Origin of the sequence: Pseudomonas sp. FSL R10-1350 (assembly GCF_009600525.1) — a bacterium.
Taxonomy (GTDB): Bacteria; Pseudomonadota; Gammaproteobacteria; order Pseudomonadales; family Pseudomonadaceae; genus Aquipseudomonas; species Aquipseudomonas helleri.
The window spans coordinates 30,822-52,925 of the sequence record NZ_WIVR01000036.1 but is presented as its reverse complement, the minus strand read 5'-3'; the positions used below and the strand labels follow the sequence as shown (position 1 = coordinate 52,925).

The 22,104-nt window shown below is 57.5% G+C and carries 17 protein-coding genes and 2 pseudogenes; 9 read left to right on the top strand and 10 right to left on the bottom strand.

Annotation, left to right across the window (positions count from 1 at the left end; translation table 11 throughout):
* Positions 1-17: 17 nt before the first annotated feature.
* A pseudogene (locus GHO25_RS16315) lies at positions 18-197 on the bottom strand (hypothetical protein); the annotation flags it as partial.
* Positions 198-406: 209 nt separating this feature from the next.
* Entirely contained in the window at positions 407-2,587 is a 2,181-nt protein-coding gene (uvrD, locus tag GHO25_RS16310; protein ID WP_153331008.1) for a DNA helicase II, read from the bottom strand.
* Between the two features lie 446 nt (positions 2,588-3,033).
* Between uvrD and GHO25_RS16305 the strand changes: the two are divergent.
* The 3 genes and pseudogenes from GHO25_RS16305 to GHO25_RS16295 form a co-directional block, all read left to right on the top strand.
* Positions 3,034-4,713 (top strand): annotated as a pseudogene (locus GHO25_RS16305) (putative bifunctional diguanylate cyclase/phosphodiesterase); the annotation flags it as partial.
* A gap of 156 nt (positions 4,714-4,869) precedes the next feature.
* The gene (hexR, locus tag GHO25_RS16300; RefSeq protein ID WP_048373728.1) at positions 4,870-5,736 is read left to right on the top strand and encodes a transcriptional regulator HexR; all 867 of its coding nucleotides are present in this window, start codon (positions 4,870-4,872) and stop codon (positions 5,734-5,736) included.
* Between the two features lie 192 nt (positions 5,737-5,928).
* Positions 5,929-6,141: a PA3496 family putative envelope integrity protein gene (locus tag GHO25_RS16295; protein WP_048373729.1), complete on the top strand. Its 213-nt coding sequence runs from the start codon at positions 5,929-5,931 to the stop codon at positions 6,139-6,141.
* Here the strand turns inward: GHO25_RS16295 and GHO25_RS16290 are convergent.
* On the bottom strand, positions 6,083-7,045 hold the full coding sequence (locus GHO25_RS16290; protein WP_048373731.1) for a LysR family transcriptional regulator: 963 nt from the start codon (positions 7,043-7,045) through the stop codon (positions 6,083-6,085). The two genes, GHO25_RS16295 and GHO25_RS16290, sit on opposite strands and share 59 nt — an antisense overlap.
* A gap of 192 nt (positions 7,046-7,237) precedes the next feature.
* Here GHO25_RS16290 and GHO25_RS16285 point away from each other — a divergent pair, with 192 nt between their 5' ends.
* From GHO25_RS16285 to GHO25_RS16265, 5 genes are all read left to right on the top strand, one after another.
* Positions 7,238-8,653, top strand: coding sequence for an acetyl-CoA carboxylase biotin carboxylase subunit (locus GHO25_RS16285; protein ID WP_048373732.1), 1,416 nt, complete (start codon positions 7,238-7,240; stop codon positions 8,651-8,653).
* Between the two features lie 11 nt (positions 8,654-8,664).
* Positions 8,665-10,473 (top strand): sodium-extruding oxaloacetate decarboxylase subunit alpha, encoded by a 1,809-nt coding sequence (gene oadA, locus GHO25_RS16280; RefSeq protein ID WP_048373734.1) that lies wholly within the window; start codon positions 8,665-8,667, stop codon positions 10,471-10,473.
* Positions 10,474-10,900: 427 nt separating this feature from the next.
* The gene (locus GHO25_RS16275; RefSeq protein ID WP_123750584.1) at positions 10,901-11,329 is read left to right on the top strand and encodes a hypothetical protein; all 429 of its coding nucleotides are present in this window, start codon (positions 10,901-10,903) and stop codon (positions 11,327-11,329) included.
* A 333-nt stretch (positions 11,330-11,662) separates the two neighbouring features.
* Complete coding sequence (locus tag GHO25_RS16270) at positions 11,663-12,988, top strand: type II toxin-antitoxin system HipA family toxin (RefSeq protein WP_153391256.1); 1,326 nt, start codon at positions 11,663-11,665, stop codon at positions 12,986-12,988.
* Positions 12,985-13,260 carry a transcriptional regulator gene (locus tag GHO25_RS16265; protein ID WP_048373812.1) on the top strand — a complete coding sequence of 92 codons (276 nt, stop codon included), beginning with the start codon at positions 12,985-12,987 and terminating at the stop codon, positions 13,258-13,260. Before GHO25_RS16270 ends, GHO25_RS16265 begins: the two co-directional genes overlap by 4 nt.
* Positions 13,261-13,316: 56 nt before the next feature.
* On the opposite strand, the gene GHO25_RS16260 is transcribed toward GHO25_RS16265, so the two are convergent.
* Genes GHO25_RS16260 through GHO25_RS16250 form a run of 3 tightly spaced genes read right to left on the bottom strand, consistent with a single transcriptional unit; the run spans position 13,317 to position 15,098 of the window.
* Positions 13,317-13,997: a GNAT family N-acetyltransferase gene (locus tag GHO25_RS16260; RefSeq protein ID WP_048373737.1), complete on the bottom strand. Its 681-nt coding sequence runs from the start codon at positions 13,995-13,997 to the stop codon at positions 13,317-13,319.
* 14 nt (positions 13,998-14,011) lie between these two features.
* Entirely contained in the window at positions 14,012-14,464 is a 453-nt protein-coding gene (locus tag GHO25_RS16255; protein WP_153391254.1) for a GNAT family N-acetyltransferase, read from the bottom strand.
* Between the two features lie 4 nt (positions 14,465-14,468).
* The gene (locus GHO25_RS16250; protein ID WP_153391252.1) at positions 14,469-15,098 is read right to left on the bottom strand and encodes an FMN-binding negative transcriptional regulator; all 630 of its coding nucleotides are present in this window, start codon (positions 15,096-15,098) and stop codon (positions 14,469-14,471) included.
* Positions 15,099-15,187: 89 nt separating this feature from the next.
* On the opposite strand from GHO25_RS16250, the gene GHO25_RS16245 reads away from it, so the two are divergent.
* Positions 15,188-16,744 (top strand): PLP-dependent aminotransferase family protein, encoded by a 1,557-nt coding sequence (locus tag GHO25_RS16245; RefSeq protein ID WP_153391250.1) that lies wholly within the window; start codon positions 15,188-15,190, stop codon positions 16,742-16,744.
* A gap of 91 nt (positions 16,745-16,835) precedes the next feature.
* On the opposite strand, the gene GHO25_RS16240 is transcribed toward GHO25_RS16245, so the two are convergent.
* The 4 genes from GHO25_RS16240 to GHO25_RS16225 all read right to left on the bottom strand — a co-directional run bounded on the left by GHO25_RS16240 (position 16,836) and on the right by GHO25_RS16225 (position 21,554).
* Positions 16,836-17,873 (bottom strand): histone deacetylase family protein, encoded by a 1,038-nt coding sequence (locus GHO25_RS16240; RefSeq protein WP_153391248.1) that lies wholly within the window; start codon positions 17,871-17,873, stop codon positions 16,836-16,838.
* Between the two features lie 152 nt (positions 17,874-18,025).
* Positions 18,026-19,018, bottom strand: coding sequence for an AraC family transcriptional regulator (locus GHO25_RS16235; RefSeq protein WP_153391246.1), 993 nt, complete (start codon positions 19,016-19,018; stop codon positions 18,026-18,028).
* A 53-nt stretch (positions 19,019-19,071) separates the two neighbouring features.
* A complete protein-coding gene (locus GHO25_RS16230; RefSeq protein ID WP_153391243.1) occupies positions 19,072-20,076 on the bottom strand; it encodes an asparaginase in 1,005 nt (334 codons plus the stop codon).
* Positions 20,077-20,132: 56 nt separating this feature from the next.
* Complete coding sequence (locus tag GHO25_RS16225) at positions 20,133-21,554, bottom strand: sodium:alanine symporter family protein (protein WP_048373751.1); 1,422 nt, start codon at positions 21,552-21,554, stop codon at positions 20,133-20,135.
* Positions 21,555-22,104: the final 550 nt, after the last annotated feature.

The window sequence follows — 22,104 nt, the reverse complement described above, 5'->3', positions numbered from 1 at the left end:
AGCCATCAAACTCGCCAAGCGGCTCCAGCCGCAGCGCCTGCGGCAGCAGGAGCTGCTGCGGCTGGAGCCGCTTGGCGAGTTTGATGGCTTGGCGCTGAACCGGCGCTTTTGCCGCCGCCGAAGCGTTTGGCGTTCGCGTCGAGGCTCATCGTTAAACCGATGCACAACGCCATGGCGATGCTAAGAAAACGTTTCATAAAGGGAATTCCCATTTGTGGATGACACGCGCGCCATGTTGCACAGGTGAGGTGTGACTAGCTAGCAGTGAAATGTTTCGGGCTTTTGCCTGATTGGGTGTAGGACGGATCCTGAAGTCACGTAATACATGTAGGAGAGAGCTTGCCTTGCGATCTTTTTGACGCTCAAAAGATCGCGAGGCCCGCTCGCCCTACAGGCTATTAACGTGTCAGACGGCCTCTAGCTTGGCGTAGCCCATCATCAGCCACTTGCTGCCGTCGGGGAAGTTCACCTGCACCCGGGCCTGTGCGCCAGCGCCTTCAAAATTAAGGATCACGCCTTCACCAAACATAGCGTGCCTAACCAGCTGGCCCAGCTTGAATTCGGTTTCGGGAATTTCCGAACCGCCGAACAGCGTGCTGGCGCTTTGTTTCTGGCCGCCGAAAGGGCGACTAACACTGTTGGACAGACGAACTTCCTGGATCAGACCTTTTGGTACTTCACGCACGAAGCGCGAAACCTTGTTGTAGGTCTCAGCACCATAGAGGCGTCGGGTTTCTGCATAGGTCATGACCAGGTTGTGCATCGCCCGGGTGATGCCCACGTAGGCCAGGCGACGCTCCTCTTCAAGGCGGCCGGGCTCTTCCAGGCTCATCTTGTGCGGGAACAGCCCTTCTTCCATGCCCACCAGAAACACGTACGGGAACTCCAGGCCTTTGGCGCTGTGCAGCGTCATCAGCTGGATACCGTCTTCGTGCTCTTCGGCCTGGGTATCACCGGCTTCCAGCGAAGCATGACCAAGGAAGGCGGCCAGAGGCGACAGCTCTTCGTCTTCTTCATTGCTTTCAAAGTTGCGCGCCGCGCTCACCAGTTCCTCAAGGTTTTCTACCCGGGCCTGGCCTTTTTCACCTTTTTCCGCCTCGTGGTAGGCAATCAGCCCACTTTGCTCGATCACGGTCTGGGTCATCAGGTGCAGCGGCATGTCCATGACTTTGGCGGCGAGGTTCTCGATCAGCTCGATAAAGCCTGCGATGGCACCAGAGGCCCGGCCCGGCAAAGCTTTATTGGCGATCAGCTGGCGCATGGCTTCCCACATCGACACATCGCTGTGACGGGCGTGCTCGCGGATGGCCTCGACGGTTTTTTCACCGATGCCCCGCGCCGGAACGTTGATCACCCGCTCCAGTGCCGCATCGTTGCCGCGGCCTTCGAGCAAGCGCATATAGGCCATGGCGTTTTTGATTTCAGCGCGTTCAAAGAAGCGCTGGCCGCCATAAATACGGTACGGGATACGTTCGCGCAGCAAGGCTTCTTCCAGCACCCGCGACTGGGCGTTGGAGCGGTACAAAATAGCGATGTCGTTGCGGGCCAGGCCGGTGTTCAACGCGCTCTGGATGGTTTCGACCACATAACGCGCTTCATCATGCTCGTTGAAGGCCGCGTACAAGTTGATCGCTTCGCCATCACCGCCATCGGTCCACAGCTCTTTGCCCATGCGCCCGCTGTTGTTGGCAATCAGGGCGTTGGCGGCTTTGAGGATGCCGGCCGTGGAGCGATAGTTTTGCTCCAGACGAATGGTCTCGGCGTCCGGGAAGTCGGTCGAGTACTGGTAGATGTTTTCGATCTTGGCGCCGCGCCAGCCGTAAATCGACTGATCGTCATCGCCCACCACCATCAAGCTGTCGCCACCTTTGGCGAGCAAACGCAGCCAGGCGTATTGCACGGCGTTGGTGTCCTGGAACTCGTCGACCAAGATGTGCCGGAAGCGTTTTTGGTAGTGCTCCAGCAAGCCCGGGTGGTCGCGCCACAGATCGAGGGCACGCAACAGCAGCTCAGAGAAGTCGATCACGCCTGCACGCTGGCAGGCGGCCTCGTAGGCTTCATAAATGCTGCGCATGGTGCCCAGGAACAAATCGCCGCTGGCTTGAATGTGCTGTGGGCGCAGGCCTTCGTCTTTCTGGCCGTTGATAAACCATTGGGCCTGACGCACCGGCCAGCGCTGCTCATCGAGCCCCAGATCACGAATCACCCGCTTGACCAGGCGTTGCTGGTCATCGCTGTCGAGAATCTGAAACGTCTGGCTCAAACCGGCTTCTTGCCAGTGAGCCCGCAACAGGCGGTGTGCCAGCCCGTGGAAGGTGCCCACCCACATACCGGCCGGGTTGATCCCCATAAGCTGCTCGATACGATGACGCATCTCGGCAGCGGCCTTGTTGGTGAAGGTCACCGACAGCACGGAGTGCGGGGACGCGTTTTCGACCTGGATCAACCAGGCGATACGGTGCACCAGCACACGGGTTTTGCCGGAACCTGCGCCGGCCAGGACCAACTGACGCCCAATACTGGCCGTGACGGCCTGACGTTGGGCATCGTTGAGGGAATTTAACAAGAGAGAGAGATCTTCGCGCATCGACGCATTCTAGGGTGCCGGGGCAAACCGGGCAAACACCAATCCAGTTCTGTTGGGCCGTCTGTCGTGGCGTTGTGCCAAACGTCAAAAAAGACTGTCTACAAGCTGTTACGTCATTGGTTTGGTTAACTGCAATAATGTCGTCTATTTTTTGACGTCTCATCGTTTGGTCGTGGGCACTGCTTGTGTATGCTCGGGCGACTTTTTTGGCTCATCTCCCTTGAATAAGAACGTTGCCGATGAATCAGAGTTTTACCTCCCTGGGGATATATTCCGGCTTAGGATTCGGGCTTTTTCTGGCTCTGCTGGGTGCATTCGTCTGGCGAATCGATCTGATTAATCAGCGTCGTAAAGTGCGTAATAAAAAATTCAAAAGTGTGTTCGAAGAACTGCAGGACGCTAATTTTCGCAGTGAGCAGCTCAACGCTGAACTAGCCCGCGAGGTCGAGCAGCGTCGGCTGGCGTCGACGGTGTTCGAGGCCGCCAGCGAAGGCATCGTGATTCTTGACCCTACCTACAAAATGCTCACGGTCAACCAGGCGTTCAGCCGGATCAGCGGGTATGCCGTGGCAGAGCTGGTGGGTCGCCGTGTTGATGAGCTGGCTTGCAGCCGCGATGCGCGGCGGCATTTTCCGATCATTCAGGCCTCGCTGGCAGAGCACGACAGTTGGTTGGGTGAGCTGGTAGAAACCCGCAAGAACGGCGAACTCTACCCGCAATGGTTGCAACTCAAGGTGGTGCGTGACGACGCCGCGCAGGTTAGCCATATCGTGGCCTTTATTACCGACCTGTCGGCGCGGCGTATCGTTGAGGCGCGGGTGCGTCACCTGACGCATTTTGATGAACTGACCGGGCTGGCCAATCGGCTGCTATTTAAAGAGCGTCTGGAAGAGGCCAATCAGCGCGTCCGCCAAGGCACGTCAAGAAACCTGGCATTGCTGCACATCGACCTGGATCGCTTCAAGTTGCTCAATGACAGCCTCGGGCCGGAGCTAGCGGACCAAGTGCTGCAAAAAATTGCAGAGCGCCTGACCAAGGCATTGCCCGAAGCTGACACCATTTCGCGCCTCTCCAGCGATGAGTTCGCCGTGCTGTTCGATGCCTACGGCAGCCTGACCAGCCTGGCGCGGGTTGCCACCCGGCTGATGGGCAAGCTGAGCCGGCCGATAGTGGTCGACGGCCACGAGTTGGTGGTGAGCGCATCAATGGGGATCAGCTTGTTGCCCGATGGCGCCCGAGACATCGCCCAGTTGGTCAGCCAGGCCAACAAAGCCATGCAACAGGCCAAACACATGGGTGGCGGGACGTTTCAGTTTTTCAGTCACAGCCTGCAACACAGCACCCTTGAGCGTTTGCAGTTGGAAAATCAACTGCGCAAAGCCATTGGCGAACGCAAGCTCAGCGTTTTTTATCAGCCTAAGCTTTGCCTCAAAAACGGCCGTCTGGATTCCGCTGAAGCCTTGGTGCGTTGGGATCACCCCGAGTTGGGCAGTGTGTCGCCGAGCGACTTTATCGCGCTGGCTGAAGAAACTGGCCTTATCGTGCTGATCGGTGAATTTGTGCTGCGTGAGGCCTGTCGTCAGGCCGCGCAATGGCAACAGGCGGGGCTGGCGCCAATACGGGTGTCGGTGAACCTGTCGGGCCATCAATTGCGCCAAGGTAATCTGGTCAGCCTGGTGCGCCAGGTGCTGGAAGATACCGGGCTGGCGCCGCACTGCCTGGAGCTTGAAATCACCGAAAGCCAGTTGCTTGAAAATGTCGACTACGTGATCGCCACCTTCCAGCAGTTGCATGAATTGGGCGTGAAACTGGCCATTGATGACTTCGGCACCGGCTACTCATCGCTCAGCTACCTCAAGCGCTTTGCCGTGGACTACGTAAAAATTGATCAGACGTTTATCCGTGGCGTGGGCACCTGCGTTGAGGACGATGCCATCACCAAGGCGATCATTGCCATGGCCCACAGCCTGGAGTTGAAAGTGGTGGCCGAGGGCGTTGAAAACGAAGTGCAACTGGCGTTTCTCAAGGAGCATCAGTGCGACGAAGTGCAGGGTTACTTGATCAGCAGCCCGACCAACGCTCAGGCCATGGCTGATTTATTGCGGGCCGGTGTCGCCATTTGGTAGTGGCAAGAAAGGCTACATGCCCGGAAAACACGGCATTTTGCCGATAAGGCTTGCGAGACTACGACGTATTGGTTGGGCAAAAAACGAATTCTTGTAGTATAACTACAAGATTGCTACATCCCCGGCGCCCGCCGCTTCCAGACCGAGTCCTGCCTTTTGAACCTGCTGCAACATATCGCCCAGTCACGCCACTTGTTACGTAAATCGGAACTCAAGGTCGCCGATCACGTGCTGCTTGATCCTGCGGCAGTAATGCACAGTTCCATGGCCGACCTTGCTCACAGCGTGGGGATCAGCGAACCCACCATCGTGCGCTTTTGCCGGGCGATCGGCTGTTCGGGGTTTCAGGACCTAAAACTCAAGCTGGCGCAAAGCCTGGCAGCGGGTGCCAGTTTTGGTCAATTTGCGATTCATGAAGATGATTCGGTTGCCGATTACAGCCTGAAAATCTTCGACACCACGTTGCACACCTTGATGGATGTGCGCGAGAAGCTCGACCCGGTGGCGTTGCAGCAGGCCGTGACCGCCATGTCGCAAGCGCAACGCGTGGAGTTTTATGGCTTTGGTGCATCGGGCGCTGTGGCCGCGGATGCGCAACATAAGTTTTTCCGGTTGTTGCTGACGGCGGCGGCGTATTCCGACCCGCACATGCAGGCGATGTCGGCGGTAACCCTAAAACCGACAGACGTGGCCATTTGCATCTCGCAGTCCGGGCGTTCCAAAGACTTGCTGATCACCGCCAACCTGGTGCGTGAAAGTGGCGCGACGCTAATTACCCTGTGCCCAAGCCAAACGCCTTTGGCTGAACTGGCGACGGTGAACCTGGCGATCGACGTGCACGAAGACACCGAAATTTATACCCCGCTGACCTCGCGTATCGCCCACCTGGTGGTGATTGACGTGTTGGCGATGGGCGTTGCCATGGCCCGCGGCCCGAGCCTGGTCAACCACCTTAAAAGCGTTAAACGCAGCCTTCGCAGCCTGCGCCTGTCGCCAAAATCGCTGAAAAGCCACGAAGATTAAGAGCGTTGAAGATCCACGGTGGGAGCGGGCTTGCTCGCGATGGAATCGCTGCGATCATTCAGGTAAACCGTGTTGTCTGAATCGCGAGCAAGCCCGCTCCCACAGTTTCATCCCCCTGTCACTGCACGTTCGCAAAGTCGTCACAAACAAAGTCCATCGTGAAACTCCCGTACACGCCTTGGGAGACTCGAAATGGCCCAGCCTTACGAAGAACGCAACAGCGCCGTCAAAACCCGCCGTCAGCAAGAAGACCAGCGTCGCATGGCCTTTCGTCGTGCGATTGAAGACCTTACGGACCAGCGTCAGCTGCGCCTGGAAACAGCCGATTACCCTGATATCGCTGCACTCAATTACTGGCAGACCCCGTCGGCAAATGGCCGTCGAACCGCTCAACCAGCGCGCTGATTTGTTGGCGTTCACTGCGAATAAATTCCAGGAACGCATGCGCCACCGGTGACAGGCGTTTGGCTTTAGCCTGCACCAGGCACCAACTGCGATACAGCGGCAACTCTTCGACCGGCAGCTCATGCAGCAAGCCGGTCGCCAGCTCCAGGCTGACGGCGTGGCGCGTTAACAGCGCCACGCCTAACCCGGCCACTGCGCACTCACGTTGCGACTCGTTCGATGACACTTCCAGGGTTTGATTGAAGTGCACGCGCTTTTCCTTGAAATACTCCTCACACGCCATGCGCGTGCCCGAACCTTGCTCGCGCATCAGCAAGGTATACGGCTCAAGGTCTTGCAAGCGCAGCGGGCCACGCTCGCACAGCGGATGCCCGGCCGGGGCGACGGCAACGATGGGGTTATTCAAGAACGGTAGAAACTCCAGGCCCATGTCCAGCGGCACCATCGACATGATCACCAGGTCATCGCGGTTATCCGAAAGCCTGCGCACGGCCTGTGCCCGATTGACCACCGTGAGCTGCAAGTTGACCTCTGGGTGCTGGCGCTTGAAGGCGGCAAATAAATGCGGCACAAAATATTTTGCGCTCGATTCGATGGCCAGTTTCAGTTGGCCTTGCAGCGAACCCAGCATGTCCGACAGCTGCATATCGAGGTTTTCGAGACGTCCGAAAATATCCCGGCTGGCCAGCTTAAGCGCTTCAGCGGCCTCGGTGAGGTAGAGCTTTTTGCCCACATAATCGAACAAAGGCTGGCCAATCAGCTCTTCCAGCTGACGAATTTGTAGACTTACGGCGGGTTGCGTCAGCGACATTTCTTCTGCTGCGCGGCTGTAAGAGCGCAAATCGCACACCTCATTGAACACCTGAAGCTGGCGAAAAGTTATACGCATCAATGACTTACGCATTTTATTGATTTTTCTTAAGGCAAGTGAGTTGCCTGACTATAAGTCTTTGCTAATGGCAGGCCCAAGAATTATTGATTTTTGTTTATTCATGCGTAGGACTAGTGTGACAACGCAACGGTTCAGACACATTTGGACACGTGCGGACCTGGTCTAGCAGGTCGTTTGTTCCATGGGCTTTAGGGAAAAATCCAAGTGATAAAAAAGATCCTGATCGCCAACCGCGGAGAAATTGCCGTCCGTATCGTGCGTGCCTGCGCAGAGATGGGCATTCGTTCCGTAGCGGTTTATTCCGAGGCTGATCGCCACGCTTTGCACGTCAAGCGTGCGGACGAAGCACACAGCATTGGCGAAGACCCGCTGGCCGGTTACTTGAACCCGCGCAAGCTGGTGAACCTGGCGGTTGAAACCGGCTGCGATGCGTTGCACCCCGGCTACGGTTTCTTGTCAGAAAACGCCGAGCTGGCGGATATTTGTGCCGAACGCGGCATCAAGTTCATCGGCCCGGCCGCCGAAGTCATTCGCCGCATGGGCGACAAGACCGAAGCCCGCCGCAGCATGATCAAGGCCGGTGTGCCGGTAACGCCAGGCACCGAAGGCAACGTTGCCGACATCCACGAAGCGTTGATCGAAGGCGACCGTATCGGTTACCCGGTCATGCTCAAAGCCACCTCAGGCGGTGGCGGTCGTGGTATTCGTCGCTGCAACAGCCGCGAAGAGCTGGAACAAGCGTTCCCGCGTGTGATCTCCGAAGCCACCAAAGCGTTTGGCTCGGCTGAAGTCTTCCTCGAAAAATGCATCGTTAACCCCAAGCACATTGAGGCGCAGATCCTCGGTGACAGCTTCGGCAACGTCGTGCACTTGTTTGAGCGCGACTGCTCGATCCAGCGTCGCAACCAAAAGCTCATCGAAATTGCCCCAAGCCCGCAATTGACCCCGGAACAGCGCGCCTACATCGGCGACCTGTCCGTGCGCGCAGCCAAGGCCGTGGGCTACGAAAACGCCGGTACTGTGGAGTTCCTGCTCGCCGAGGGCGAGGTGTACTTCATGGAGATGAACACCCGGGTGCAGGTGGAGCACACCATCACCGAAGAAATCACCGGCATCGACATTGTTCGTGAGCAAATTCGCATCGCCTCTGGCCTGCCGCTGTCGATCAAGCAAGAAGACATTCAGCACCGTGGCTATGCCCTGCAATTTCGGATCAACGCTGAAGACCCGAAAAACAACTTCCTGCCCAGCTTCGGCAAGATCACCCGTTACTACGCGCCAGGCGGGCCTGGCGTGCGGACCGACACAGCGATCTACACCGGCTACACCATCCCACCGTATTACGACTCCATGTGTCTGAAACTGGTGGTGTGGGCACTGACATGGGAAGAAGCGATGGACCGTGGTTTGCGCGCCCTCGACGACATGCGTCTGCAAGGGGTCAAAACCACCGCCGCGTATTACCAGGAAATCCTGCGTAACCCGGAATTCCGTAGCGGCCAGTTCAACACCAGCTTCGTAGAAAGCCATCCAGAACTGACCAACTACTCGATCAAGCGCAAACCCGAAGAGCTGGCCCTGGCCATCGCCGCCGCCATCGCCGCCCACGCGGGCCTGTGAGGAATAAAACAATGTCCAAGAAAATTTTCGTAACCGACACTATCCTGCGTGACGCTCACCAGTCCTTGCTGGCCACCCGCATGCGCACCGAAGACATGCTGCCGATCTGCGACAAGCTCGACAAAGTCGGCTACTGGTCGCTGGAAGTGTGGGGCGGCGCGACGTTTGACGCCTGTGTGCGCTTCCTCAAAGAAGACCCGTGGGAGCGCCTGCGCCAACTGCGTGCGGCATTGCCTAACACCCGCCTGCAAATGCTCCTGCGCGGCCAGAACCTGCTGGGCTATCGCCACTACAGCGACGACGTGGTTAAAGCCTTCGTCGCCAAGGCAGCGGTTAACGGTATCGACGTGTTCCGTATCTTCGACGCCATGAACGACGTGCGTAACCTGCGCGTGGCCATCGAAGCGGTAAAAGCCGCTGGCAAGCACGCACAAGGCACCATCGCCTACACCACCAGCCCGGTGCACACCATCGAGGCGTTCGTGGCGCAGGCCAAGCAGATGGAAGCCATGGGCTGCGACTCGATCGCAATCAAAGACATGGCTGGCCTGCTGACACCGTTCGCCACTGGCGACCTGGTCAAAGCGCTGAAGGCTGAAATCGGCCTGCCGATCTTTATCCACTCCCATGACACAGCCGGCCTGGCTGCCATGTGCCAGCTCAAAGCGGTTGAAAACGGCGCCGAGCACATCGACACCGCGATCTCCAGCTTCGCTTGGGGCACCAGCCACCCGGGCACCGAGTCGATGGTCGCGGCCCTTAAAGGCAGCGAATACGACACCGGCCTCGACCTGGCGCTGTTGCAGGAAATCGGCCTGTACTTCTACGCCGTGCGTAAGAAGTATCACCAGTTCGAAAGCGAATTCACTGCCGTCGACACCCGTGTACAAGTTAACCAAGTGCCGGGCGGGATGATCTCCAACCTCGCCAACCAGCTCAAAGAGCAGGGCGCGCTGAACCGCATGAGCGAAGTGCTGGCCGAGATCCCGCGTGTGCGTGAAGACCTGGGCTTCCCGCCGCTGGTGACCCCGACCTCGCAAATCGTGGGCACCCAGGCGTTCTTCAACGTCCTGGCAGGCGAGCGCTACAAGACCATCACCAACGAAGTGAAGCTCTACCTGCAAGGTGGCTACGGCAAAGCGCCGGGCGTGGTGAACGAAAAACTCCGTCGTCAGGCCATTGGCAACGAAGAGCTGATCGACGTGCGTCCGGCTGACCTGCTCAAGCCAGAAATGGCCAAATTGCGTGGCGAAATTGGCGCGCTGGCCAAGTCTGAAGAAGACGTGCTGACCTTCGCCATGTTCCCGGACATCGGCCGTAAATTCCTTGAAGAGCGTGCTGCGGGCACCCTGGCTCCAGAAGTGCTGCTGCCGATCCCTGAAGCGGGTGGCGTGAGCAAAGCGGGCGGCGAAGGCGTACCGACCGAATTCGTGATCGACGTCCACGGCGAAAGCTACCGCGTCGACATCACCGGTGTGGGCGTCAAGGCCGAAGGCAAGCGCCACTTCTACCTGTCCATCGACGGCATGCCGGAAGAAGTGGTGTTCGAACCGCTCAACGAATTCGTCGGTGGTTCCTCCAGCAAGCGCAAACAAGCCAGCGAGCCGGGCCACGTCAGCACCGCCATGCCGGGCAACATCGTCGACGTGCTGGTCAGCGTGGGCGACACCGTCAAAGCGGGCCAATCGGTACTCATCACCGAAGCCATGAAAATGGAAACCGAAGTACAGGCCTCCATCGCCGGCAAAATCGTCACCATCCACGTCATCAAAGGCGACCGCGTCAACCCGGGCGAAATCCTGATCGAAATCGAAGCCTGATACGCCATTGATTCAAACGCTTTAAACCTCGGGGGAGCATGTGCTCCCCTTTTTTTATCCGAGATTTGACTCCTACGCGGGGGTGAAATCAGGCATTTCGTACGACGTTTCCCTTTCAATCTGTAAAAGTTTGATCGGCGGCGACTCGATCAGGCCAGGGTGCAGTCTTTGGGTGATTATGTTTATGTAATGCTGATTATTAATATTCAAGATTCTTAATAGTTAAAGTCGAAAGTTATCGTCTAGTTGTAGGAGATTATCCATGTAGGACATTGATATGTACTACATGCCGAAGATATAGCGCCGGTTGATTTAGAGTTTTTAACAAGGCGTGGCCCGGATACATACACTTCGTGGTATACCGTAATTCCACAGGCGGTACTATTGAGAGCCGCTTGAGCAGCGCAGATTAAGGCGGGCATAGATTATGCAAAATCAAAGGGCTATTAAGTGGGCGTTCTGGGCGCTTTTGGTTATTTGCCTGGTACAGGCACTCTATATCTTTATATCTTCCCCATTCAGGCCAGACCCTAGCAAGGTGGTATCAGCCACTAACGTCAGCGGAGGTGGAGCTGTTTATGAATTGCTGTACGACACTGGTGGCGCCACTGTGGCGGACACTTACAGGTATTTCCTCATGGAAGTTCAGTCTAGTGACGAAGCGGTCCTTGAAAAATCTAAAAAGATGGAGCCATTCCTCGTTACCAAGAGTGGCAATGCTGTTCGTGAGGTTACAGGAGATAAGGTGAAATTAAAAACTAATAATACGATTTATAAGTTTGTTAACATCTCAATATTTAAATTAAATGGAGAGATTCAGATCGTAAGGTTTGAACTTGATGCAACTGTCCCTTAGGAATGGCTGCTACCGATCCCTGAAAAGATCGCGTCAATCTGGGCGAAATCCTGATCGAAATCGAAGCCTGATACGCCATTGATCAATTTTTTTACCCGAGATTTGACCCCGACCTGTAGGAGCGAGCTTGCCTCGCGATCTTTTTAAGATCAAAAGATCGCGAGGCAAGCTCGCTCCTACAAGGTCTGCGTTTTAATGCAGATTTATTTTCGGATACGGGACTACATCTGCAATTTATTGCATTTTTAAGCAGGAAGCACCTGTGAAACTGCACTATATTGCAGTGCATGGTCTGTTCGTGTATTTGAAGTGCATTAAATTGCAGGTGGGTAAATGTTCCAATTAACGCTTCAGCTCTACAGTGCTGGCCAGTGGTGGGATGCGATGACGCTGGCTTTTTCTGAGCCGGAAAAAGGTCTGAAAGGGTCTTGTCGCTTTGGGTACAAGCAGGATTATTTAGTAGAAAACCTGCACGCCATTGATAGCCCTTTCTCAGCTTCGGTGAGTGCATGTGTATCGCTTGGTTGGGAGGCCCGGCACACCAAAGAGGCGCCGGCTTTTCTGCATGACATTGCACCCGCAGGTGCTGCTAAAAAAATTCTGACTCGGAAAATAGGTCGTGAAAAGCCGGACGCTCTGGCGATTGATCTTTTTTTACTGGGCCGCAGCACGCCGGCACCTATTGGTCACCTTCGAATTAAAGAGTCGTATGAGCGGTTGGGGGTCAACGCGCCCATTGGTTTTTCCCGGCAGTCACTGATTGACCGCGACAATGATTTTCTTGAGTACGCTCATGAGCAGGGCGCCGCTATTGGCGGGGCGACAGGGGCGGGCGGGGAGGCTCCCAAGCTCTTAATGGCTGAGGCGGCTGATGGATTGTTGTACCCGGATGCCACGCTTGCCGATGCTGATGTTAAGCAGCACTGGTTTATAAAGTTTTCCCGCAATCAAGCGCTCGAGCGTGATCAAGTCATTCTACGCAGTGAATACCTGTACTACCGGGCGCTGCAAACATTGGGTATTGAAACCGTCCCCGTCCAGGGTTTGGCTTTGGAAGAAGGCCGTAAACCGAGCCTGTGGATGCAGCGCTTTGATCGCCAAGTAACGGCTCAGGGAGTGCAGCGGCTGGCCGTGGAATCGGTTTATTCGTTGGCTCAAGTCACGGAGGCAGGCAGTGATATGAGCCACCTGGAAGTGATCAAATTATTGGCAACGCTGTGGGCGCAGGCGGGGCAGCAAGCGCAAATCCCTGATCTGGTGGCTGAATATTTGCGCCGCGATCTTTTAAATAAAATCCTGGGCAACAGCGATAACCACGGTCGTAATACGGCGATCATTCGTGGTGCGGACTCGTTTCGTTTGGCTCCAATCTATGACTTGGCACCCATGGTGATGGACGATGAAGGCATTACTCGCACCACCAAGTGGGGGGCGGGTATTGAGAGCGCTGGGCAGATCAATTGGCGAGCAGCCTGTGAGTCGCTGGGCGCCATTGTTGTTCCGGATATGGCCTTTGAACGCTTACGCGCCGATGCAGAGCAACTGCGGGCCTTGCCGGATCTGCTCAGTGCGAGCGGTCTGCCCGATATCACCATGAATCACCCGCAAATCGCGCTCAAACATCTGGATAAACGCCTACAAGAATGGGGGCTGAAATGACCCTGAGCATTGATGTGCGCCAACTGAAGATCGAGAGCATTGAGGCCGATCTGACGCAGGGCAAGATCACGCTAGGCCAAGCGGTGAAGCGCTTGAGGGTGGATGTCACGACGCTACAGCAAACCCAGTTCGCCGGGATGTGCAGAATCTCGGTCCGTACGTTGATCCAGATTGAACACGACGAGGGCAACCCCACGCTCAAATCCTTGAATGCAGTCTTCAAACCGTTCGGTCTGCAAATGGGTGTGGTGCGTCGGCCAAGAAAATTTTAAGTCCCTTTTGAGCCCAAAAACGCCCAACAGTCCTTGTTGGGCGTATTGATCAAAAATTAATCAGTTAATGCTCTGCATTCTTCAAGTGTCTTGATTTGACCGCTTTTTGGTTGGTTATCCAGTGCCAGCCATTTTTCAAAGCCTGTCGCTATAGCCGGCCATTCCGTACTAATAATGCTGTACCACGTGGTATCACGGTTATTGCCTTTGGCTACCATATGTTGGCGAAATACGCCTTCGTATGTGTACCCTAATCGTACCGCAGTACGATTGGAGCGGGCGTTTTCGCTGTTGCACTTCCATTCCAGGCGGCGGTTGCCCAGGGCGAAGGATTCCTTGGCCAGCAGGTAAGCGGCTTCGGTGCTTTTCGGCGAACGCTGCATCGGTGCGCCGAAGGTGACGTGGCCGATTTCGATGCGCCCGTGCTCGGGCACGATGGACATTAGGCTGAGCATGCCCTGCGCCTGCCCCGAGGCCTGGTCGATGACGGTGTAGTAGTAAGGGTCTTGGCTGGCGGCATTGCTGTTGAGCCACTGGTCAAAGGCCGCACGCTCCTTGAAAGGGCCGTAGGCCATGTAGTCCCAGAGTTTGGGGTCGCCTGCGGGCCCTTCCAAGGCTAGCCATAAATCATCGCCATGGCGCTGTGGATCGAGCTTTTCCAGACGAATGTAACGCCCCTGGATGACGGGGTTGTGTGGACGCTTGGCGGGTTGCCAGTGTTCTAGAGATTGAGGCACCGCGGGTTCCTTATTTATGACAAGGCTTTGCGAAACTGGATAAAGCCAGGGCGCTCGGCAATCCGTTCGTAAAGTTGGATCGCCGTGGCGTTGGTTTCGTGGGTCAGCCAATGGACTTTGGCGCAATGGTTGTCGCGGGCGGTGGCGTAGACGTGTTCGATCAGCAGGCGACCGGCGCCGGTGCCACGGATTTCGGGGCTGACAAACAGGTCTTGCAGGTAGCAGGAATTACCGATGCTCCAGTTGGAACGGTGGTAAATGAACTGCACGATGCCCACCGCTTTGTCGCCTTGCCAGGCAATGGCCAGTTGGGTCGGTTCAGCCGGGTCGAGAAAGCGCTGCCAGGTCGACTCGCTGACTTCGGCAGGCAACTCGGTGTTGTAGAAGGTCAAGTACGCCTGCCAGAGCGGCAACCAATGGTCGTGATCGGCGGCGGTGGCGGGTTTGATCTGCACGTGGTGGGTCATGTTGCTATTCCTTGGCCATTAAGTGAGCGAGGGCGTGGTCGTGTGAATTGGGGTTTGCCAATAGCCCGTCGCGCACACCGAGTTGGTCAACACTGCTGCGGTTTTGGCTGAGTTTGCGTTTGCCGATCAGTCGGGAGATGGGCACGCTGAACCCGACGATGGCTTTGAGCATGCTGTCGATGTATTCGCTGGGGGCGTCGCTGACCGCCCACGGCTCGGGTCGATTGGCTTCATGTTTGCTGCTCAGTCGGCTGACCAATGCCAGCAAGCGGTCGTGATCGTCGAACACGTCGGGTTGGCCATAGGCATGCACGGCCAGGTAGTTCCAGGTAGGCACTGCTTTACCGTGTTCGGCTTTGCTGGGGTAAAAGGACGGGCTGATGTAGGCCTGTTCGCCAGCAAAAATCACCAGCGCTTCGCCGCCTTCAGCCAGTGCCTGCCAGTGCGGGTTGGCGCGTGCCAGGTGGCCATACAACGTACCGTAAGGGCCTTCATCGGGAGCGAGCAGTAGCGGAACATGGCTGGCGATCAGGCCTTGGCTGCCCTGGGTGATCAGCACGGGCAGAGGTGAGGCTTGCATCTGAAGATGCAAGGCAGCGGTGTCGTTTTCGGCGAAGGCGCGGGGTACGTACATAGAAATATTCCTTGGCGAATGACTGCATCCTAGGCAGGCTAATGGTTCGTTGTAAGAGCCATTAATGGTCATTTTTATAGGTCCAATCCATGCCTGATTCAGCGTTATCCATCGCGTTCAATGCGACCGGGATCGAGCTTGATCCCAAGAAGGGGTTGAGCGCCCAGCTGTATCAGGCGTTACGCCAGCGCGTGCTGGATGGACGGCTCAACAGCGGTTCGCGGTTACCGGCCAGTCGCGACTTGGCGGCGGCGCTTGGGGTTTCGCGCAACAGCGTGGTGCGGGCCTACGATCAGCTCTATGCCGAGGGGTTTATCGAAGGGCGGGTCGGTGACGGTACTTATGTGGCGCAATTGCCCGAAAAAGCCTTACCGCTTAAAAAGTTGTCCACCAAGTTACCCACAGGCTTTTCAACAGGGTTACCCACAGGTTTATCCACAAAAGCGGTCGATTTACCTGTAATTACATCCAGTAAACTTATCCACAGCACGGCCTTGGGGAGGGTTATTCAGCACCCTTTACCGCTGCCGGCGAAGGGGGCACCACGGGCTTTTCGGGTGGGGGTACCGGCCTATGATTTGTTCCCGTTCGAGGTCTGGAGCAAGCTCCAGGCGGCTTTTTGGCGCAAGCCGGACATGCAGCATTTGTGTTACGGCGATCCAGCCGGAGAACAGCGCTTGCGAGAGCTGATTGCCGTCTATTTGCGCACTTCGAGGGGTTTATCCTGCACGTCTGAGCAAATTTTGATCACCAGTGGTGCACAGCAAGGAATTAGCCTTTGTGCACAGCTGTTGGTGGAGCCCGGCTGTGGGGTGGCTGTGGAAAACCCCGGGTATCGCGCGGCCGCGCAGGCTTTTGCGATTGCCGGGGCCCGGGTGCAGGGTGTTGCGGTCGATCACGAAGGCATGGACTGCGCGGCGCTGGCGGGTTTGCACGATTGCACGCTGGCTTACGTGACCCCGTCGCATCAGTACCCCACCGGCGTCACCATGAGCCTGGCCCGGCGCCTGGAGTTGCTGGCGTGGGCCGAGCGCACGCAGGGCTGGATCATCGAAGACGACTACGACGGCGAATACCGCTATAGCGGCGCGCCCTTGGCCCCGCTGGCGGCACTGGATCGTCAGGGGCGGGTGATCTATGTGGGCACGTTCGGCAAGGTGGCGTTTCCGGCGCTGCGTCTGGGGTATGTGGTATTACCGCCTGCGCTGGTTGAGCCCTTTGCCCAGCGGCGGGCGCTGGACATGCGTCATTCAGAGGTCAGCACGCAAGTAGTGATGGCGGAGTTCATGGCCGCCGGGCATTTCCAGCGCCATATCAGGCGCATGCGCCGGGCTGCGCTGGCGCGGCGCAATGCCTTGCTGGCGGATTGGCCTACTGATATCCCCGGGCTGGGCGCCGCGCCCAGTGTGGCGGCGGGTTTGCACATGAGCGTGCAGGTTTCAAGCGTTGAGCGTGAGCACACCTTGTTGGCGCAGGCAGAACAGGTTGGGGTTGAGATCAACGGTTTAAGCCGTTATTGGCTGGACGATTCGGTCGAGCCTGTGGATAAACGTGCAGGGTTGGTGCTGGGCTTTGCGGCGGTGCCGGAGGCAGATATCAAAGCGGCGCTGGTGCGGTTGAAACGGGCGTGGAAGAAAGCCCCGTAGTCGCTGTCGAGGCACGAGGCTGCGATGCGGCCCGCAGGACCGCCACATGGGGTCGCTGCGCAACCCATCGCAGCCTCGTGTACAGGCTTTTTTACTTTTTGGACACTTTCAGAAATCCTTCCAGTACGTTGACCGCGTTCACGCCGATCTCTTCTACCGCGTAACCGCCTTCCATCACGAACAAGGTCGGTTTGCCCAGACGGGCAATGCGTTCGCCCATGAGCAGGTAGTCCGGGCTGTCGAGTTTGAACTGAGAAATCGGGTCGCTTTTAAACGTGTCCACACCGAGCGATACCACCACCACATCGGCTTCGTAGTGCTCGATCTCGCTGCAGGCTTGTTCCAGTGCAGTGCTCCAGCGATCCCAGCCTGAGCCGGCTGCCAGCGGGTAGTTGAAGTTGAAGCCTTCACCCGCGCCTTCACCCAGTTCATCGGCATAGCCCAGAAAGAACGGGAACTCGGCTTCAGGGTGCCCGTGAATCGAGGTGAACAGCACGTCGTCGCGTTCATAAAAGATCGACTGGGTGCCGTTGCCATGGTGGTAGTCCACGTCTAGGATGGCGACTTTGCTGCGGCCCTGGTCGAGGAAGGCCTGGGCGGCAATGGCGGCGTTGTTGAGGTAGCAATAACCGCCCATTAAGTCGCTGGCGGCGTGGTGCCCAGGCGGACGGCACAGGGCGAATGCGCTGTGGGCGCCGTTCTGGATGGCCGCTTGCGCCGTCAGTGCAACTTGCGCTGCGCTGTAGGCCGCCTGCCAAGTGCCCGCGGTAATCGGCGCGCCACCGTCAAAGCTGTAATAACCCAGTTGGCCATGCAGGCTGGTGGGGACTACGGCGCGCAGGGTGCGGGCTGGCCATGTGTACGGGAGCAAGTCGCCGTCTTTGCCGTGTTCGAGCCAGCGGTTCCAGGCACCCTGGAAAAAGTCCAGGTAGGCCTCGCTGTGAATACGCTGGATCGGGTCGCGGCCAAAGTCGTGGGGGCCTTGCACCGGGCCCAGCTCACGGTTTTTGACCCGTTGCAGAATGTGGTCCGCGCGCGAGGGCATTTCGAAGCAAGGCAGCAATTGCCCGTCTATCAACTCGCAGCGGCCATGGTGCAGATGGTGGTCGTCTGAATAGATAGTCAGCATTTTTCTTGTTCTCCGTAGGCTAGATCGGTGACCTACAGTTTTGCGGCGCTGGCGGTTTCAGAGAACGACAGGAGCGGCCAAAAGGAGATCAATATGGCCGAAATAACTGTCCGAAATTCGCCCCTTTTCAGGGCGCGCTGCTCCCTGTTGGCTCATGCGCGAAACTGACTGGGCGACACGCCACTCCAGCGAACAAAGGCATGGCGAAAGCTCGCCGTTTCGCTAAAGCCCAAGGTGTCGGCAATGCGATAGATCGGCCATTCGGTCTCGTGGAGTAACAACTTGGCGCGCTCAAAGCGCAGTTCGTCGAGTAATTCCTGATAGCTGCAGCCCGCGTCATGCAGGTGGCGGCGCAAGGTGCGTGGCGAGCAATTCATTTGCTCGGCCAGCCCTTCCAGTCCCGGTGCGGCATTCAGTTGGGCAGCGAGCAACTGGCGGATCCGCGACAGCCAGGTTTGTCGCCCGGTGAACTCCAGGTTCTGTTTGCGGCAGCGCTCCGCCATGGCCTGGTGGGTGATGGTATTGGCCAGCGGCAGCGGGTATTCCAGCCAGTGCCTGGCAAAGGCGAAAGCGTTGTCCGGTGCATCAAACAGGCGCGGGCAATTGAAAGTGTGCTGGTAGCGGGCGTGGTAATCCGGCTTTCTGTGGGCAAAGCGCGCGGCGAGCAAAGGTAGCGGCTGGCCGATCAAGTCTTCGCAAATGACCTTGAGCGAGACAAGGCACAGCTGCGCGTTGAACACGGCCAGTTGCGGGTCTTCATGGTAGTGATCGGCACAGAACCAGACCTGATCGTCTTCGACCTTAAGGCTTAGCTCAAAGAGTGTTCCCAGCAGTGCCGGGTAGCGTAAAGCCAAGCGCAAAGCGTCACCTAAGGTGGCACTGGTGAGTAGGGCGTAACCCAGCATGCCGTAGGACGATACATGCATGCGGCGTCCCAGTTCCAGGCCGATTTCACGGCGCAAGGCCACTGCATTGGCGCAGACGCGCATTTCTTGGTTGGTGGTGATGCGAATGTCGGCGCGGTTTAAATCCGCGGCCCGTATGCCGCTACCGGCCAACAAGGCCTCGCTGGGCAAGCCTTCGGCCTCGAAGGTGCTGAGCACCAGCGATACCGCATTTAGCGTGGTGAGATGTGAGTGCAGCATGTTCGCTTCCTGCGTGGGGACACAGGAAGCGAGCAAGTTGTGTGCCGGGGGCGTTAAGCCAATTCGCCACACAGATCCCGTTCAACCAGGCGGCGTACGTCGGCGGTGGGCAAGTCCGAGCCCAGCAACGCATGCAGCTTGCCGAATGCGGCTTCACGGGTCATGCCGCCGCCCGACAGTACGCCAGCCCCACGCAAGCGGCTACCGGCTTCGTACACGTCCAGCTCCACACCGCCTTCGTGGCATTGGGTGATGGCGACCACGACGATGCCGTTTTCGTACGCCTGTTGCAGGCTTGCGAGAAACGCCGGGTTGTCGCTGGGGCCGGTGCCGCTGCCGAAACATTCCAGCACCAGAGCTTCAATCCCGCTGTTAAGCACGGCATCCAGTTGGGCGGCGCCGATACCGGGGACCAGCGGCAATACACCGACACGGGCTTCTTGCTTGGGCTGTTGATAACTCAGCGCTGCTGGCAATGATTCGGCCTTGGTGCCGCCGCCGTTGCGCTTGAGCGCCACGAACGGGTTGCGGCCAAAGCTGCGTACTTTGGCGCAGTGGGTCGGGTCCAGCAGTTCGTCATGGAAGTACAGCTGCACGCCGAAGGGCTGACCTTGGGCAAGCGCGCTCAAGGCACCGCTGACGTTTGGCCAGGCATCGCTGTCGGGCACGCCCGCAGGCAGCATCGAGCCGGTGAACAGTACCGGGGCCTGCAAGCCCAGCAGTTGAAAGCACATGGCCGCAGCGCTGTAGGCCAGAGTGTCGGTGCCATGCAGGACAAGCACTGAGTCGCAGCCATCCTGTTCGACAGCTTCAATGATTGCGCTGCGCAGGCGCAGCCAGTAGGCGGGTGTCATGTTGGCGCTGTCGATCAGCGGGCTCATTTCACGAAAGTGCCATTGCGGTATCTGCACGTGCGGTTGGCTGGCGAGGAAGTCGCGCATGCGTGCTTCAAAGCCGGATGCAGGCGCCAAGCCGCTGGCGCTGGCTTGCATGCCGATGGTGCCGCCGGTGTAGAGCACCATGACGCGCTGGGCAGGATGAAGAGTGGCTGCAGTCATTCAGGAGTCCCCATAAGCAAAAACGCGGCGGTTCTGTCAGAACCGCCGCGTTGATATTAGCGTTTTGTTTCTTCGGTCTTGGCGGGCGGCAGAGGCGGCCAAGCCTTCAGGTCCAGATCCAGGTCCGGGAATTTGCTGGAATCGAAGACGGGAACCTTGATACCCGCGTTACGTTGGTCATCGTAGTCCTTGAGCACGCGCATGCATATCTTGAACAGCATCGCCAAGGCGATCAGGTTCACGAAGGCCAGCAAGGTCATGGTGATGTCCGCGAAGGCGAAGACGGTTTCCAGGTTCTCAATCGAGCCCCACACAATCAACATCAGTACCAGAGCGCGATAACCCATCAACGCCTTGCGGCTTTCACCGACCAGAAAGCGCAGGTTGTTTTCGCCCAGGTAGTAGTTGTAGAGCATCGAGGTGAACACGAACAACGCCAGTGCCACGCTGATGAACACGCGGCCCCATTCACCGACTACTGCGGCCAGCGAGTTTTGCGTCAGAGCAATGCCGTCGCCTTCAAAGCCCGGAGTGTAGAAGCCGGACAGCAGAATCAGCAGCGCGGTGCAGGTGCAGATCACGAAAGTGTCGAGGAATACGCTGAACGCCTGAACCACGCCTTGGGCAATCGGGTGTTCCACGTCTGCCACGGCGGCCACGTTCGGGGCGCTGCCCAAACCGGCTTCGTTGGCGAATACGCCACGTTTTACGCCCATCACGATGGCGCTGCCGATCATGCCGCCAAACACCGGGTCCATGCCGAAGGCACTTTTCACGATGTGGCCGAGCATGGCGGGGACTTGGTCGAATTGCAGCACGATCACGTAAACGGTGACGGCGATGTACGCCAGGGTTTTGACCGGAACCAGCAGGTCTGCCACCGAAGCAATACGCTTGATACCGCCGATAAACACCAGACCCAGCAGTACGGCAATGGCCACGCCGGTGTAGTTGACGTCAAAACCGAAGGCGTTTTGCAGCGAGTGGGTAACGGCATGGGCTTGCAGGCCCATAAAGGCAAAGCCGAAGGTGATCAGCAGCAAGACTGCCATCAACTTGCCCATCCAGATTTTGCCCAAGCCGTACTTCATATAAAAGGACGGGCCGCCGCGCAGTTGGCCTTCCGCGTCGCGACGCTTGTACAGCTGGCCTAACGAACATTCGATCAGGCTGCTGGACATGCCGACCAGTGCGGTCACCCACATCCAGAACACGGCACCGGGGCCACCCAGGGTCACGGCAATGCCGACACCGGCAATGTTGCCCGCGCCTACACGGCCCGCCAGGCTCAGCATCAGCGCTTGAAACGAGCTGAGTTGGCCGGCGCTGCTGCGCAAGCTGTCTTTAAACACTGCAAACATGTGCAGGAAGTAACGGAGCTGAACGAAACGCGAGCGGATCGTGAAGTAGCCACCGAGCCCAACCATGAGCACGATTAGTACTTTCCCTGAGAGGAAGTCATTGATGACTTCTAGCATGGATTATTCCTCGCTGTTTTTATCTGATGGCAAAACGGCCGGATCAGGGTTACCCATTACGCCCGTCAAGTCAGGGCATAAAGCTAGGTAATCAAAGGGATCCTGGCCATGTTGCTGCTTGGTTTACGATGCTGTTTCCGCACTGCCGATGGCCGCTGTTGCAGGGCCCATGCACGGGAAGAGGGGCGGCACTATACCTAGGAGTGTAGGAAGCGTCTCTATAAGTGACTGATTTTTCATGTGTGTCCCGTCTGAAAAGCCCTCGTTTGTGGCCGAAATCGACGGTAGGCGCTGACGTAGGCTGCAATTTTTTGAGCGAGCTATCGGTCGGGGGGTACGCAAAAAGATGTAGCAGTTGCCGAAGGCTACGTCCGATTGCGCAGCGATCGTAAATCCGGAATACGCAGTATTGCTGGTGCATCGAGGTGTCTGATTTTACGGCGGCTTCGCCCCCGGACGTAGCCTTCGGCAACTGCTACGAAAACGTACAGTGCCCTTGAATCCCAGGCAAAAAAAAGGGCCTGCAGATGTGTCTGCAAGCCCTCAAAAG